Source organism: Kineococcus rugosus (genome assembly GCF_050871975.1).
In the GTDB taxonomy this organism is placed as follows: Bacteria; Actinomycetota; Actinomycetes; order Actinomycetales; family Kineococcaceae; genus Kineococcus.
Genome location: NZ_JBJLSJ010000050.1, coordinates 1 through 15838, shown reverse-complemented (window position 1 = coordinate 15838; position 15838 = coordinate 1). Strand labels below are relative to the sequence as shown.

The window sequence follows — 15838 nt, the reverse complement described above, 5'->3', positions numbered from 1 at the left end:
GCGGCTCGAACGGCCCAGAACCGTCACTTCTGGTTACTCAGCCGTGCGCATAGTAGCCAGGCTTCACCGGAAGAGCGCAAGGCGCGATCACCGGCCCCCGCTGCGACGGACGTCACACCCGCCACGGGGGTGACCGGGCGCCCCACGGTCAGTAGGCTCCCCGGCCGCCGAAGACGGCCTGCGCCGTCTTGGCCAGGATCATGACGTCGAACGCCGGCGACCAGTTCTCCACGTACTGCAGGTCCAGGCGGGTCGACTCCTCCAGGTCCAGGTCCGAACGGCCCGACACCTGCCACAGCCCCGTCAGCCCCGGCTTCACCAGCAGCCGCCGGCGCAGGTCCGCGCCGTACTCGGCGACCTCGCGCGGCAGCGGGGGCCGCGGGCCGACCAGCGACATGCTGCCGCCCACGACGTTGAACAGCTGCGGCAGCTCGTCCAGGGAGTACCGGCGCAGGAACGAGCCCACCCGGGTCACCCGCGGGTCGCGGCGCATCTTGAACAGCAGGCCGTTGCCCTCCGACTGCGTCCGCAGGTCGATGAGCAGCTGCTCGGCGTCCACGACCATCGAGCGGAACTTGACCATCGAGAACTCGCGGCCGTCGCGGCCCACCCGGGTCTGCCGGAAGAACACCGGGCCCCGGGAGTCGAGCTTGATGAGCACGGCCAGCACCAGGAACACCGGCGACAGCAGCAGCAGCCCCAGCGCCGCGCTGCCCCGGTCGAACACGGCCTTGCCGGCGTGCCGGATCCCGCGCAGCTCGGGGCGGTCGACGTGCAGCAGCGGCAGGCCGGAGACGGGGCGGATCACCACGCGCGGGCCGACGACGTCGGTCAGGGCCGGGGCCACGACCAGGTCGGCGCGCGTCCCCTCCAGCTCCCAGCCGAGCCGGCGCAGCACCGGGCCGTCGAGCTCGGGGCAGGTCAGGGTCGCGACCACGTCCACGTCGACGTCCTCGGCGACCTCCGCGATCTCCTCCAGCGTGCCCAGCACGGGCACGCCGAGGGCCTCCAGCTCGGCGGTGCCGGTGCCGTCGGGGGTGCAGGCGCCGTCGACGCGCAGCCCGTGGTCGGTGTTGCGCTGCACCTGGCGGACCAGGGAGGCGACCGCGGCCGGGTGCCCGGCGACGAGGGTGGACTGCATGCACTCCCCCGCGGCCCGGCGGGCGTGCAGGTAGCGCCGCACGCCGAGGCGGGCGGCGACGGTCAGCACCCCGGCCACCGGCAGGGCGACCACGACGAACCCGCGGGCCACGTCCAGCGCGAAGGCCCACGACGCCGTGCCCACCAGGGCCACGACGGTGGTGCCGGCCAGCAGCACCCGCTGGAACTCCTCCGAGCCCACGCCGAGGAACCGCGCCTCGTAGGCCCGGAACAGCAGCATCGAGGCGACCCAGACCGGCGGGAGCAGGACCATCGTCCAGGCCACCGACACGCCCATCGTCTGGGGGGCCTCCCCGAAGCGCAGGACCCACCCCAGGACGGCGCCGACGAGGGCGGCCAGGGCGTCGGAGACGGCGATGGTCCGGCGGTACTCGCGCTGCCACACCGGCTGGCGGTGCTCGCGGACGGTCTTCGACGTGGCCCGCGAGACGGCCCGGCGGGCCGCCGTGCGGCGGCCGATCGGCAGGAACGGCTGCTGGGTCGCGGGGACCGGTGCGTCGATCACCCGCCGGCGCTGACTCGGCAGCAGACGCAGATCTTCGGCAGCCATGAACCCTCCCCCGTCGTGGCCTGATGGACACCCACGACGGTGTGGGCTGCCAGTGATCCGTCCGGACGACCCCGTTCGGGTCGCATGTCACTACGGAAGGTGGTCTGGCACGACGCATCGTATCCGGGGGTCACCCGTTCGCCGCAAGTCCCTCACACGATGCGCATGGGCCGCAACGACAATGCCGCGACCCCGGTCCCGGCCGGAACGACGAAGGCCCCCACCGGATCCCGGTGGGGGCCTTCGACGATCTCTCCGGTGGAGCTGAGGGGATTCGAACCCCTGACCCCCTCGTTGCGAACGAGGTGCGCTACCAGCTGCGCCACAGCCCCTTGCCCGTCCCCCGATTCCCTCGCGGCGACGAGAAGAGGTTACCAGCCCCTGCGCCGCCCGGTGACCACGGGGAGGAGGGTCACTCCCCCACGGCCCGCGCGTGCTCGCGCAGGTCGATCACGAGCGTCTCGCGCTCCTCGGCGCGGGCCTCGCCGGCCGCCTGTGCCGCCAGCGCCGGGGACACCGGGTCCCACGTCCGGGCCCGGTCCTTGAGCAGGTACGTCGGCAGCGGCACCGGCACCGGCTCCCAGCCGTCGTCCCCCGCCAGCGGCGAGGGGCGCTCGTCGCGCTGCACCGGGACCCGCACCCGCGCCGCCGGGCGCACCACCGGCAGGACCACCGCGCCCGGGCGCACCTCGGCCCGGCGCTGCGGGGCGGTCGCGCCGTGCCGGCTCAGGGCCGCCAGGACCAGCATCAGCGCCACCGTCGGCAGCGCGCCCGCCCACCAGGTGCCCAGCCCCGTCAGGACGACGCCCCAGCCCAGACCGGTCGCGACGCCGGCCGCGGCCAGGAGCCGGCGACGGCGGGTGACCACCCGCGACACCCCCGCGCGCGGCCGCTCGCGCACCGGGACCGGCGAGGACGAGGACGCCGCCACCGGCTCGGCGCCCGGGCCGAGCACCGGACGGGAGGAGGCCCCCACCGCCACGGCGTTCGCCGCGGCCGCGGCCAGGGCCTGCCCGACCGGTGCCGCCCCCCGCCGCACGACGACCCGCATGGCCTGCGAGTCGCGGTCGGCCTGCCGCGCCTCGGCCGTGCGCCGGTGCTTGCGGATCGCGTTCGGCACGAGGTAGGCGGCCCACAAGGCGATGATGACGAGGAAGATCAGGCTGCTGGCGGGCACGGAACGCAACGCTAGGGCGCACACCCGGCGAGGACGTGCAACGTCGGGGCGTGTCGCGCCACGCAGATCGCGCGGGACGTCAACGAGTGCGCTGGGAGGCCCGGTACCGGGCCAGCAGACCCTCGGGCACCTCGCCGGCGGTCACCGCGAACGTGCGGTGGTCGCGCCAGGCGCCGTCGATGTGCAGGTACGCCTTGCGCAGCCCCTCGTCGCGCATGCCGAGCTTCTCCGCGACCCGCAGCGACGCCGCGTTCTCCGGCCGGATGTTGATCTCGACCCGGTGCAGCCGAAGGGTTCCGAAGCAGTGGTCGGCCACCAGGGCCAGCGCCGTCGGGATGGTCCCGCGGCCCGCGACCCGCTGGTCGATCCAGTACCCCACGTGCGCCGAGCGCAGGGAACCCCAGGTGATCCCCGACACGGTGATCTGCCCCACGAGGTTCCCGTCGAGCTCCACCACGAACGGCAGCATCCGTCCCGCCCGCGCCTCGCGCGCGAAACCCCGGACCATCTGCGGGAAGCTCGGCGCCGGCCCGCTGCCCTCCGGGGAGGTCGCCTCCCACGGCCGCAGCCACGACGCGTTCGCCGCGCGCACCGCGCGCCACGCCGTCGCGTCCCGCCGGCGCAGCGGCCGCAGCCGCACCGGGCCGTCGCGCAGCTCGACCGGCCAGCCGGCGCTCACGCGCGGCCCGCCCCGGGCGCGTCCGCGCGCACGTGGTCGGCGCCGCGGACCTGGTCCACCGCGTGCCGCAGGAACCCCGCCAGGACGCCCACCCCGTCGCGCGCGCCGCCGGAGGACCCCGGCAGGTTCACCACGAACGTGCGGCCCGCCACCCCCGCCACGCCCCGCGACAGCACGGCCGTGGGGACCCCGGCGGCCACGCCGGCGGCGCGCACCGCCTCCGCCACCCCGGGCACCTCGTAGTCCAGGACCGCCCGGGTGCGCTCCGGCGTCAGGTCCAGCGGGCTCAGCCCCGTGCCCCCGTTGGTCACCACGACGTCGTACCCGGCGGCGACGGCGTCGCGCAACGCCTCCTCGACCGGGTCGCCGTCCGGGACGACGACGGGGCCGTCGACGCGGAAGCCCATGTCCCGCAGCCCCTGCACCACGACCGGGCCGGAGGTGTCGGCGTAGACGCCCGCCGAGGCGCGGTTGGACACCGTCACCACCAGGGCGCTGCGGTCAGTGCTCATCGACGCTCCAGTCCCCCGAGCGCCCGCCGCTCTTGGCCGTCACGCGCACCCCGTCCAGGACGGTGCGCTTGTCGACGGCCTTGACCATGTCGACGAACGTCAGCCCCGCGACGACGACGCACGTCAGCGCCTCCATCTCGATGCCCGTCCGGTCGGCCGTGCGGACGGCGGCGGTGATGCGGACCCCGGTGACCTCGGGCGTGGAGACGGGCGTGATGTCGACCTCGACGGCGTGCACCGCCACAGGATGCGCCAGCGGCACCAGGTCCGGGGTGCGTTTGGCCGCCTGCAGCCCGGCGATCCGGGCCACGGCCAGCGCGTCGCCCTTGGGCAGGCCGCCCTCGGCGATCAGGTCGAGCACCGCCGGGGAGCAGCGCACGTACCCCTCCGCGCGCGCCTCGCGGGCGGTGACGGGCTTGGCCGAGACGTCCACCACCCGCGCCTTGCCGGTCTGGTCCAGGTGCGTCAGGCGGTCCACTGGTCCCCCACGGGCAGCGGCCCCAGCAGCAGGCACTCGACCTCGTCGCCGGGCTCGACGGCGGACACCCCGACGGGCACGACCACCAGGCACGTCGCGCGCGCGAGCGCCGTCACCAGGTGCGAGCCGTGACCGGAGACGGGCTCGACGACGAGCCGGCCGCCCGCGTCGCGGGTCCAGGCGGCGCGCACGTACTGCTCCTTGCCGGGCGGGGACGTCCAGCGGGCGCCGGCGACGGCGCGCACGCGGGGGCGGTCGGGGTCGGGGCCCTCGTCGCCCAGCATGCGCCGCAGCGCGGGCCGGACGAAGACCTCGAAGGAGACGAAGGAGCTGACGGGGTTGCCGGGCAGGGTGAACACGGGGACGCCCTGCTCCCCGAGGGTCCCGAGGCCCTGGGGCATCCCCGGCTGCATGGCGACCCGGTCGAAGGCGACGCTGTGCTGCCCGGGGGCGGACAGGACCTCCTTGACGGTGTCGTAGGCCCCTTCGCTGACACCGCCGGAGGTGATGACGACGTCGGCCCGCACGAGCTGGTCGTCGAGGACGGCGGCGAGCTCGCGGGCGTCGTCGGCGACGACGCCGACGCGGTAGGCCAGGGCGCCGAGGTCCTCGACGGCCGCGGTGAGCAGGTAGCCGTTGGCGTCGTGCAGCTGCCCGCGGGCCAGCGCGACGCCGGGCTCGACGACCTCGGTGCCGGTGGAGACGACGACGACGCGCGGGCGGGGGCGGACCCGGACGCGGGCGCGGCCGATCGCGGCGAGCACCCCGACGTGGCGGGGTTCGAGGCGGGTGCCGGCCTCCAGGACGACGGTGCCGCCCTCGACGTCCTCGCCGGCGCGGCGGACGTGCTGCCCCTCGAAGGGGGCCCTGCGGACGGTGACGCGGGTGACGCCGCGGTCGGTCCACTCGACGGGGACGACGGCCTCGGTGCCGGGCGGGATGGGGGCGCCGGTCATGATGCGGACGGTCGTGCCGCCGACCAGGCGCACCGCGTCGGCCCGGCCCGCGGCGACGTCCCCGACGACGGGCAGCTCGACGGGGTGGTCCTCGGCGGCGCCCTCGACGTCGCGCAGCCGCACCGCGTACCCGTCCATCGCCGAGTTGTCGAAGGCGGGCAGCGGCCGCGGGCTGACGACGTCCTCGGCCAGCACGCAGCCGAGGGCGTCGCGCAGCGCGAGGTCCAGCGGCGGCAGCGGCCGCACCAGGTCCAGGCAGGACTGCCGGTGGGCCGCCACCGTGGTCAGGGTCTCGCTCACGACTGGGTCACACCGACGGGGCTCACGGTGCCCAGGTTGTCACGTTCAGTCCTGGGCGCCCGCACCCGACGCCGTGAAGTCCTGCACGTACTCGCCGAGCCACTCGCGCAGCTCGGCCCCGATGTCCTCGCGCTCGCTGGCGAGCCGGACGACGGCCTTGATGTAGTCGAGCTTGTCGCCGGTGTCGTAGCGGCGGCCGCGGAAGACGACGCCGTGGACGCCGTAGCCGGGCCCCTCGCCCCGGGCGAGGACCTGCAGGGCGTCGGTGAGCTGGATCTCCCCGCCCTTGCCCGGCGGGGTGTCGCGCAGCACGGCGAAGACGGCCGGGTCGAGCAGGTAGCGGCCGATGATGGCCAGGTTGCTGGGGGCCTCCTCGGTCTTGGGCTTCTCCACGAGCCCGGAGACCTTCACGACGTCGGCCTGGCCGGTGGGCTCGGCGACGGCGCAGCCGTACAGGTGGATCTGGTCGCGGGGGACCTCCATGAACGCCACGACGCTGCCGCCGTGCTCCTCGCGGACCTTGATCATGGTGTCGAGCAGCGGGTCGCGGGAGTCGACGATGTCGTCCCCGAGCAGCACCACGAACGGCTCGTCGCCGACGTGCTGCTCGGCCACGGCCACGGCGTGCCCGAGGCCCTTGGGATCGCCCTGGCGGACGTAGTGGACCTGGGCCAGGTCGGTGGACTCCTGGACGCGGGCCAGCTTGGCCTGGTCGCCCTTCTTCTCCAGCCCCACCTCCAGCTCGACGTTGCGGTCGAAGTGGTCCTCCAGGGAGCGCTTGTTGCGCCCGGTGATCATGAGGACGTCGGTGAGCCCGGCGCGGACGGCCTCCTCGACGATGTACTGGATGGCCGGGGTGTCGACCACCGGCAGCATCTCCTTGGGCATCGCCTTGGTGGCCGGCAGGAAGCGGGTCCCCTGCCCGGCGGCGGGGATCACGGCCTTGCGCACCGTGCGGCCGGGACGCTCGTCGCGTTCAGTCATGGGCGGAGGCTACCGCCCGTCCCGGGGCGGACACCGGCTGCAGCCGCTGCGGGCGGCGGCGAGGACTCGCGCCCCCTTCCCGAACCCGGCGGGAGGGGGCAGACTCGGAGGACCGCCGCACCGCACCCGCAAACCCTCGCCGGCGCGGGCGGAGACGACCAGGAGCCGCCGTGCCCACCCGAGACAGCGCCGTCGACACCCTCAGCGTCCACGCGGACGTCCTCGCCGTCGAGGCCCGCAAGCGGGTCCTGCGCCGCGGGATCCGCGAGCGGCGCCGGGCGCGCGGCGCCGAGACGGCCGCCGACGTCGACGCGGGTGTCGCGCGCGTGCTGCTGGGCTGCCCGCTGCTGGCCGGGGCGCACCGGGTCGCGGCGTACGCCTCGACGCCCGGGGAGCCCGGCACCCGGGGCCTGCTGGCCGAGCTGCGCCGGCACGACGTCGAGGTGCTGCTGCCGGTGCTGCTGGAGGACTCCGACCTGGACTGGGAGGTGCGCCCGGCCCGGCCGGCGGCGCCGGGCCACCTGGGCGTGCACGCCATCTCCTCGGCCGACCTGGTCGTCGTCCCGGCCCTGGCCGTCGACACCGCCGGGCGCCGGCTGGGGCAGGGCGGCGGCAGCTACGACCGCGCGCTGCGGCGGGTGCCGGCCCGGGTCCCGGTGCTGGCCGTCGTCCACGACGAGGAACTGCTGGACGCGGCGGTCAGCCCGCTGCCCGCGCTGCCGCACGACCGGCTCGTGCAGGCCGTGGTGACGCCGACGCGCTGGCTCTGGCTGGCCGCCTGACCCTCGTCAGCGGAGCCCGGTGCGACGGGTCCGCGCGAGGTCGCGCAGGGCCAGCGTCGCGGCGTGGAACCCGCACATGCCGTGCACGCCGCCGCCGGGCGGGGTCGCGGCCGAGCACAGGTACGTCCCGGGCAGCGGCACCCGGTACGGCGACAGGCCCGCCACCGGCCGGAACAGCTGCTGGCGCAGGGTGAGCGCTCCCCCGCCGACGTCGCCGCCGACGAGGTTGGCGTTCTGCTGCTCCAGCTGCCGCGGGGACGTCTCCACGCGGGCCAGGACCCGGTCGCGGAACCCGGGGGCGAACCGCTCCAGCTGCGCGTCGACCCGCGCCCCGGTGCCGGGGTCGCCCGAGCCCTGCGGGGTGTGCGCGTACGCCCACACGACCCGCTGCCCGCCCGGCGCCCGGCCGGGGTCGGCGGCGTCCTGCTGGGCCACCAGCACGAAGGGCCGCTCGGGGTGGCGGCCGGCGACGACGTCCGCCTCGGCCGCCGCGACCTCGCGGGCGGTGCCGCCGACGTGGACGGTGACGGCCTGCGCCAGCCGCGCGTCCCGCCAGGGAACGGGGCCGTCGAGCAGGTAGTCGACCTTGTGCGCGCCCGGCCCGTACCTCCAGCGCCGCAGCGCCCGCGCGTACGGCGCGGGCAGGTCGTCACCGGCCAGCCGCAGCAGCTGCCGGGGCGTGAGGTCCAGCAGCGTCAGGTCCGCCGGGGGCAGCTGCGCCAGCGAGGTGACCCGGTGACCGGTCTCCACCCGCCCGCCGTGCTCGCGCAGGACCGCGTGCAGGGCACCGGTGACCGCCCCGGACCCGCCCTGCGGGACGGGCCAGCCCGTCGCGTGCGCCGCCGCCCCGAACAGCACCCCGAACGCGGCCGTCAGCGGCTGCCCGTGCGGTTGCAGGGCGTGGGCGGCCATCCCCGCGAACAGCGCCCGCGCCGGCTCCTCCCGGAACACCGCGCGCACGAACGGCGCCGCGGGCCAGGCCGCCCGCGCCCCGAACGCCGCCAGCGCCAGCGGCGAGGACGGCACCCGCAGCAGCGGGCCGAGGAGGTCGGGCACCAGCTGCTCCCAGCGGTCCACCGGGCCGGCGAACAGGGCGCGCCAGGCCCGGCCGTCGCGACCCAGGGCCGCGGCCGCCTCGTCCAGGTCGTGCGGCAGGACCGCGGACGGGCCGTCGTCGAGGGCGTGGCCCAGCGGGAACCGGCCGTGCCGCCACCGCAGCCCGTGCCGTTCCAGCGGCAGGTCCCGCAGGAACGGGCTGGCGACGGCGAACGGGTGGACGGCCGAGCCCACGTCGCTGACCACCCCGGGGCCGAGGAGCTCGGCGTCGACGCAGGCGCCCCCGACGCGCTCGCTCGCCTCCAGGACGGTGACGTCGAGCCCGGCGCGGGCCAGGACCACCGCCGCGGACAGGCCGTTGGGTCCGGAGCCGACGACGATCGCGTTGCCTCGCACGTGGGCACCGTAGCCGCCGCGCTACGGTGCGGCATGACCCTGGAGGAGTTCAGCCGCGTCCTGCTGCTCTGCTCCGGGGTGCTGCTGCTGGCCGTGCTCGCGGTCCGCCTCTCGGCCCGCACCGGGCTGCCCTCCCTGCTGCTCTACCTCGCCCTCGGCCTGGTCCTGGGCGAGGGCGGGCTCGGGATCCCGTTCGACGACGCCGGGATCGCGCAGGTCCTCGGGTACGGCGCCCTGGTCCTCATCCTCGCCGAGGGCGGGCTGACGACCCGGTGGGACGCCGTCCGCGGCGTCCTGGCCCCCGCGGCGGTGCTGGCCACCGTGGGCACCGCCGTCTCGATCGGGGTGGTCGGCGCCGGCGCGCACCTGCTGCTGGGCACGTCGTGGCCGGTGTCCTTCCTCATCGGCGCCGTCGTCTCCTCCACCGACGCCGCCGCCGTGTTCTCGGTGCTGCGCTCGGTCCCGCTGCCCGGCCGGCTGTCCGGCCTGCTCGAGGCCGAGTCCGGGCTCAACGACGCCCCCGTCGTCATCGCCGTCCTGGCCCTGACCGACGTCGCCGCCGGGCACTCCGACCACGCCTGGTGGTTCTACGCCGGCGAGGCCGTCCTGGAGCTCGCGTTCGGCACCGTCGTCGGGGTCGGCGTCGGGGCCGCGGGAGCGTTCCTGCTGCGGCGCAGCGCGTTGCCCAGCTCGGGGCTGTACCCGGTGGCGGTGCTCGCGCTCGCCGTCGGCGCGTTCGCCGTGGCCGACGTCCTGCACGCCTCAGGGTTCCTCGCCACGTACCTGTGCGCCCTGGTGCTGGGCAACGCGCGGCTGCCGCACCGGCACGCGACCCGGGGTTTCGCCGAGGCGTCCGGGTGGCTGGCCCAGATCGGGCTGTTCGTCATGCTGGGGCTGCTGGCCAGCCCGGGGCGGCTGCCGTCGGCGCTGCTGGACGCGCTGCTGGTGGGGCTGGTCCTGACGCTGTTCGCCCGCCCGGCCTCGGTGCTGGTCTCGCTGGCCGGTTTCGCGCTGCCCCGCGCGGACCTGCTGTTCCTGTCCTGGGCGGGGTTGCGCGGCGCGGTGCCCGTGGTGCTGGCGACGGTGCCGGTCGTGGCGGGGGTCGGCGGGTCGCAGCGGCTGTTCGACCTCGTGCTCGTGCTCGTCGTGCTGTTCACGCTCGTACAGGCCCCCGCGCTGGCGCCGCTGGCCCGGCGGCTGGGGCTCATCAGCGCCGCGCCCACGCAGGAGCTCGACGTGGAGGTCTCCCCGCTGGGGACGCTGTCGGCCGACGTCGTGCGGGTGCGCGTGGGGGCGGGGTCGCGGCTGCACGGGGTGGAGGTGTTCGAGCTGCGGCTGCCGCGCGGCGCGAACGTCAGCCTCGTGGCGCGCGACGGGTCGACGTTCGTGCCGCAGCCGCGGACGGTGCTGCGCCACGGGGACGACCTGCTGGTGGTGACGTCGACCGCCGAGCGGCGGGCCGTGGAGGAGCGCCTGCAGGCGATCAGCCGCGGCGGCAAGCTCGCCGGGTGGCGCGACGCCTGACCCGCCCCGCCACGACCACCCCTGCGGTTACGTTGAGTGCATGGTTCGTCGTCGCACCGTGCTCGCCGTGGCCGCCGCCTCGGCCGCCGGGCTCACCGTCCGCCCCGCCGCCGCGCAGACCGGACCCACCGCCACCCCCCTCACCACCCCCCTCACCACCGCCCTCACCACCGAGACCGTCGCCCCCGGCGTCACCCTCGAGCGCAGCACCGGCTCCGGCCCCGTCCGGCAGGCGCTGCTGCGGCTGGCCGCCGGGTCCACCACCCGGCCCGTCCTGCTCCAGCACGACCTGAGCTCCCCCCGCACGCCCGCCGACCTCGCCGCCGCCGGCGGCGCCGTCGCCGCCGTCAACGGCGACTTCTACGACATCGACCGCACCGGCACCCCCGACGGGCCCGTCGTCCTCGACGGCCGCCCGCTCAAGGCCTCCGCCGACCCGCAGGGCGCCGTCGGCATCGCCCCCGGCCCGGCCGGGACCACCGGCCGGGTCGGGTCCGTGCAGCTCGACGGCACCGTCACCCTCGGCGGTCGCACCCACGCCCTCGCCGCGCTCGCCACCCGCACCGTCGCCCCCGGCACCCTGGCCCTGTTCCCGCCGGCCTGGGGCGCCGGCGACCGGTCCCTGACCACGACCCCGGACGTGGCGGCCGTGGAGGTCGAGGTCCGCGCCGGGGCCGTCACCGCCGTCCGCGCCCCCGGCCCCGCCCCCGTGCCCGCCGACGGGTTCGTCCTCGTCGGCACGGGGGCCCTCGCGCCGGAGCTGAGCGCGCTCGCGGTCGGGACGGCCGTCACCAGCGACGTGCGGGTGCGCGTGGACGCCCTGCCCGCCGGGTCCACCGGCTTCGCCGTCGGCGCCCGGCTCGAGCTCGTCCGCGACGGCGCCCCCGCGCCCTTCGACACCACCGACCCCACCTGGGCCGCGCTGCGGGCCCGCACCGCGGTCGGCTGGACCGCCGGCGGGGACCTGCTGCTGCTGACCGTCGAGGGCGGCACCGCCGCCTCGGTCGGGGTCACCGCCACGGACACCGCCCGGCGGATGGTCGCCGCCGGAGCCGTGGGCGCGGTGATGCTCGACGGGGGCGGGTCCGCGCAGCTCGTCGCCCGCCGCCCCGGCGACGCGCACGTGAGCGAGGCCGTCGTCCCCTCCGACGGGGCCGCCCGGCCCGTGGCGCACGCCATCGGGCTGGTGCCCGCGAGCGCCGGACCGGAGGCGGCGGCCGTGGTGCTGCGGCCCGAGCTCGCCGCGGCGCGGGTGCTCCCGGGGCTCGCGCAGGCGCTGCGGGTGGTGCCGGTCTCGGCGTCGGGGGCCCCGACCGCGGGCACGGCGGTGCTCACCTCGACGGGCCCGGGGGTGCTGGCCGTGGAGACCGCGGGGCGGGTGCTGGTCCGCGGGGTGCGCCCGGGCCCGGCCGCGGTCCAGGCCCGGCTGGGGGCGGCCGCCGGGCGCCTCGACGTGGAGGTCCTCGGCCCGCCGGTGCGCTTCGACGTCGACGCGCCGCCGGCCCTGCCGGGGCCGGGGTCGACGCTGGAGGTGACGGTCACCGGTCACGACGCCGCGGGCCGCTGGGCACCCGTCGACGCCGCCGACGTGCGGGTCGAGGTGGACGCCGCGCTGCTGCGCTGCGAGCCGCTGCCGGACGGGCGGCTGCGGCTGACGGCGGTGGCGGCCGGGCCGGTGCCGGTGGCGGTGGGGCTGTCCGCGGTGGGCGTCACGTCCGTGGTGGAGGCCGCGATCGGGACGCGGCCGGTGCTGCTGGACCGGCTGGGCGACCCCGCGGGGTGGACGGTGGCCGCGACGCGGGCGACCGCGTCGCTGACCCTCGCGCCGGGGCCGGCGCTGCGGCTGGCCTACGACTTCACCGGTCAGCCCGCCGGGACGTCCACCGCGGCGCTCGTGGCGCGCACGCCGGTGCTGCTGCCCAGCGGCAGCACGGCGCTGGCGCTGCGGGTGCGCGGGGACGGGCAGGGCGGCTGGCTGCGGGCGGTGCTGCGGGTGGACGGGGCGCAGCGGCCGGTGACGTTCGCGGCGCGGGTGGACTTCACCGACGTCCGGCGGCTGGAGGTGCCGGTGCCGGCCGGGGCGCGGGAGGTCGCGGTGGAACGGGTGTACCTGGCCCAGACGCAGGTCGCGGCGCGGCGGGCCGGGGCGGTCGAGGTGGCGCAGCTGGAGGCGTCGGTGCCGCCGCTGCGGTCGCGGCCCGCCCGGGTGGACCGGCACCTGCGTCACCTGCGGTGAGCGGTCGATGACGGAGCTGTCACGCCGGTCTCACGGACCTCTCATCGACGCCCTCCAGCGTGGTGCTCACCCCGACGAGCCGGGGCACCGCCGACCACGGAGGAACCGACGTGTCCACCACCTCGCAGCACCGGATCCGCACCGCCAAGCGCGCCTTCACCACCCGGTGCGTCGACCTCGCCGGCGCGACCGGCCTGACCGCCACCGCCACCCCCCGCGCCGGTGACCTCGTCCTGGCCCGGGTGGGCGGGCTGGGCCAGCACCGGCGCCTGGAGTGCCCGCGCGGTCGCCGCCAGAGCCTGTTCGTCGGCGACGAGGTCGTCGTCGCCTACGGCCACCGGTACGCGCCGGACCAGTTCGAGGCGAGCGTCCCGGGCGACCTCGGCCCCTGCCACCTGGTCGCCGCCGGCGGGGTGGCCGCCCGCGTCGACGCCGCGCACGCCGCCATGGCCCCCGCCACGACCCTGGAGCCGGTCGGGCTGCTGACCGGCGCCGCGGGCCGGGTGCTGAACCTCGCCGACCACCCCGACGAGCTGCTGACGGCGCCCGCCGGCGGGGGCGGCGACCCGGTCGTGCTCGCCGTGACCGGCGCGGCCATGAACTCCGGGAAGACCACCGCGGCCGCCGCGCTGGTCCGCGGCCTGGTCGCCGCCGGGCTGCGGGTCGGGGCGGCCAAGGTGACCGGGACCGGCGCCGGCGGTGACCTGTGGTTGCTGGAGGACTCCGGCGCCCGGCCCGTCCTCGACTTCACCTCCGCCGGCCTGCCGACGACGTTCCGGGCCGACGCGGCCACCGTGCTGCGCACCTTCACCGGCCTCTTGGACGCCGTCGCCGGGCAGGGCGTCGACGTGGTCGTGGTGGAGGTCGCCGACGGGGTGTTCCAGACCGAGACCGCCGGGCTGCTGCGCACCCCCGAGTTCGCCCGCCGCGTCGACGGGGTGCTGTTCGCCGCCCCCGACGCGCTGGCCGCCGTCGCGGGGCTGGAGTGGTTGCGGCGCAACGACCTGCCGGTCGTCGCCCTGACGGGGCTGGTGACGGCGTCGCCGCTGGCGACCCGGGAGGCCGAGGCCGCCACCGGCCACCGGTCGTGGGGGCCGGCGCGGCTGAGCGACCCGGTGCAGGCGCTGACGCTGCTGGCCGGGGTCCTGCCCGGGGTCCAGAGCGGGGTCCTGCCCGGGGTCCCGGCGCAGGCGGGCGCGCCGCGGGCGAGCCTCGCCCCGCTGGGCTGACCGTGTCCCCGGACCTCCCCCGCCCCCTGGGCCGGGGCCGGCGGGCCCGGTTCGCCCTGCTCGTCGGCCTCGGGGTCGCGCAGGCGGCGCTCACCGTGCAGACCGCGCTGCTGGTGCGCCGTGGTTTCGACGTCCTGCTCGCCCCCGGCCCCGGCCCGTCCCCGACCGCCACGGTCGTGGGCCTGGTCGTGGCCGCTCTCCTCGTCGCGGCGCTGCGCGGCGCCGAGCGCGTCGTGGCCGAGGACCTCGGCCAGCACTACGCCGAGCAGGTGCGCGACACCCTCTTCCGGCACCTCACCGACGTCCCGGCCCGCACGGTCGGCGGGCTGGGCCGGGGCGGGCTGCTGTCCCGGTTCGTCGGGGACCTGACCGCGCTGCGGACCTGGGTCAGCCTGGGCCTGGCCCGGCTCGTCGTGTCGGGGCTGGTCGTCGTGCTCGTCCTGGCCGCGCTGGTGGTCCTCGACCCCCGCACGGGGCTGGCCGTCGCGGCGGTGCTGCTCACCGCGGCCCTCGCGACGGCCGTGGTCTCGCCGTGGCTGGTGCGGGCCACCGCGAACGCCCGCCGGCACCGGGCCCGGTTCACCGGCGAGGTCACCGAGCGCCTCGACCGGCTCGCCACCGTGCAGGCCTTCGCCCAGACCACCCGGGAACGCGACCGGTTGCGGCGCAAGGGGTCGGCCGTCGTGGACGCGGCGGTCGCGCGCGCCGGGGCCACCGGGGCGGCCCGCGCGGTCGCCGAGTCCGGCGCCGGGCTGGCCACCGTGGCCGCTCTGGTGGCGGGCGCGGCCAGCGTCCGCGCCGGGGCGACCGGGCCCGGGACGGTCGTGGCGGCCGTCAGCGTCGCCGGGCTGCTCGCGAGCCACCTGCGCGACCTGGGCCGCGTCGCGGAGCACGCGGCGGCGGCGCGGGTCGCCCGCGCCGCGGCCCGCCGGACGCTGGCGGTGGGGGGCTTCGGCCCCGGCGCGGACCGGTTGCGGGCCCCGGAGGGGGCCGTGCGGCTGCGCGGCGTCCGGTTCGGCGACGCCCTCGGCGGGTCGCAGGGGATCACCGCCGCCGTGGCCCCGGGGCGGACCGTCGCCCTCGTGGGGCCCAACGGGGCCGGGAAGTCGACGCTGGCCGCGCTGCTGGCCCGGCTGGTCGACCCCGACGAGGGGGCGGTGGAGCTGGACGGGACCGACCTGCGGACGGTGACGCCGGCGTCGGTGCACCGGGTGGTGGGGGTCGCCGGGCCCGACCTGCCGCTGCTGCGCGGCAGCCTGCGGCGCAACGTGACCTACCGGCGGCCGCGCTGCGGGGAGGCCGAGCTGCGCCGGGTCGCGGCGCTGTGCGACCTGGGCGAGGTGGTGAGCGACCTGGGCGGGTGGGACGCCGACGTCGGCCCCGGCGGGCGGCGGTTGTCGGCGGGCCAGCGCGGTCGCGTCGCGCTGGCCCGGGCGGTGCTGGGCGGGCCCCGCGTCCTGGTGCTCGACGAGGCCGAGGCGCACCTGGACGAGCGGGCGGCCGCGGTGGTCGAGGCGGTCCTGCGCCGGCACCGCGGCACGGCGTTCGTGGTGACCCACCGGCGGCGGACGCTGGAGCTGGCCGACGAGGTGTGGTGCCTGGTCGACGGGCGGATCGTGGAGAGCGGCCCGCCCGACCGGTTGCTGACTGCCGGTGGCCCCACCGCCCGGCTGTTCGGCGGCGCGTGAGCGGCCGCGCAGCCCGCGCCCCCTCGTGCCGAGGGGCAGGGCGCCGGGGGGGGGGGGGGGGGGGGGGGGGGGGGGGGCGGCGCCGACGCACGCGGAACGCCCCCCCCCGACCCCCCGGGGTCCACCCCCC

13 protein-coding genes and 1 tRNA gene are annotated in these 15838 nt (G+C 77.7%); 5 read left to right on the top strand and 9 right to left on the bottom strand.

All coding sequences use genetic code 11. The features are described from left to right. Positions 1–148: 148 nt before the first annotated feature. From ACRYM6_RS21215 to galU, 8 genes are all read right to left on the bottom strand, one after another. The gene (locus tag ACRYM6_RS21215) at positions 149–1711 is read right to left on the bottom strand and encodes a sugar transferase (protein WP_432544875.1); all 1563 of its coding nucleotides are present in this window, start codon (positions 1709–1711) and stop codon (positions 149–151) included. A gap of 259 nt (positions 1712–1970) precedes the next feature. Further along, a tRNA-Ala gene (locus ACRYM6_RS21210) sits at positions 1971–2043 on the bottom strand. A gap of 80 nt (positions 2044–2123) precedes the next feature. Beyond that, positions 2124–2888 carry a hypothetical protein gene (locus ACRYM6_RS21205; protein WP_432544874.1) on the bottom strand — a complete coding sequence of 255 codons (765 nt, stop codon included), beginning with the start codon at positions 2886–2888 and terminating at the stop codon, positions 2124–2126. A gap of 79 nt (positions 2889–2967) precedes the next feature. Next, positions 2968–3567: a GNAT family N-acetyltransferase gene (locus ACRYM6_RS21200; protein ID WP_432544873.1), complete on the bottom strand. Its 600-nt coding sequence runs from the start codon at positions 3565–3567 to the stop codon at positions 2968–2970. Further along, positions 3564–4079, bottom strand: a complete 516-nt coding sequence (locus ACRYM6_RS21195; protein ID WP_432544872.1) for a MogA/MoaB family molybdenum cofactor biosynthesis protein — start codon at positions 4077–4079, stop codon at positions 3564–3566. Before ACRYM6_RS21195 ends, ACRYM6_RS21200 begins: the two co-directional genes overlap by 4 nt. Next, entirely contained in the window at positions 4069–4557 is a 489-nt protein-coding gene (moaC, locus tag ACRYM6_RS21190; protein ID WP_432544871.1) for a cyclic pyranopterin monophosphate synthase MoaC, read from the bottom strand. Before moaC ends, ACRYM6_RS21195 begins: the two co-directional genes overlap by 11 nt. Beyond that, positions 4545–5813 (bottom strand): molybdotransferase-like divisome protein Glp, encoded by a 1269-nt coding sequence (glp, locus tag ACRYM6_RS21185; protein ID WP_432544870.1) that lies wholly within the window; start codon positions 5811–5813, stop codon positions 4545–4547. The genes moaC and glp overlap by 13 nt, the downstream gene beginning before the upstream one ends. A 45-nt stretch (positions 5814–5858) precedes the next feature. Next, positions 5859–6797, bottom strand: a complete 939-nt coding sequence (galU, locus tag ACRYM6_RS21180) for a UTP--glucose-1-phosphate uridylyltransferase GalU (protein WP_432544869.1) — start codon at positions 6795–6797, stop codon at positions 5859–5861. Positions 6798–6967: 170 nt separating this feature from the next. Between galU and ACRYM6_RS21175 the strand changes: the two genes are divergently transcribed. Next, positions 6968–7579, top strand: a complete 612-nt coding sequence (locus ACRYM6_RS21175) for a 5-formyltetrahydrofolate cyclo-ligase (protein ID WP_432544868.1) — start codon at positions 6968–6970, stop codon at positions 7577–7579. 6 nt (positions 7580–7585) lie between these two features. On the opposite strand, the gene ACRYM6_RS21170 is transcribed toward ACRYM6_RS21175, so the two are convergent. Then, positions 7586–9031 (bottom strand): phytoene desaturase family protein, encoded by a 1446-nt coding sequence (locus ACRYM6_RS21170; RefSeq protein WP_432544867.1) that lies wholly within the window; start codon positions 9029–9031, stop codon positions 7586–7588. 33 nt (positions 9032–9064) lie between these two features. Here ACRYM6_RS21170 and ACRYM6_RS21165 point away from each other — a divergent pair, with 33 nt between their 5' ends. From ACRYM6_RS21165 to ACRYM6_RS21150, 4 genes are all read left to right on the top strand, one after another. Next, entirely contained in the window at positions 9065–10555 is a 1491-nt protein-coding gene (locus ACRYM6_RS21165; protein ID WP_432544866.1) for a potassium/proton antiporter, read from the top strand. 40 nt (positions 10556–10595) lie between these two features. Further along, positions 10596–12791 (top strand): phosphodiester glycosidase family protein, encoded by a 2196-nt coding sequence (locus ACRYM6_RS21160; RefSeq protein WP_432544865.1) that lies wholly within the window; start codon positions 10596–10598, stop codon positions 12789–12791. Between the two features lie 110 nt (positions 12792–12901). Beyond that, positions 12902–14020, top strand: a complete 1119-nt coding sequence (locus ACRYM6_RS21155; protein ID WP_432544864.1) for a P-loop NTPase family protein — start codon at positions 12902–12904, stop codon at positions 14018–14020. Positions 14021–14022: 2 nt separating this feature from the next. Next, on the top strand, positions 14023–15708 hold the full coding sequence (locus ACRYM6_RS21150; protein ID WP_432544863.1) for an ATP-binding cassette domain-containing protein: 1686 nt from the start codon (positions 14023–14025) through the stop codon (positions 15706–15708). Positions 15709–15838: the final 130 nt, after the last annotated feature.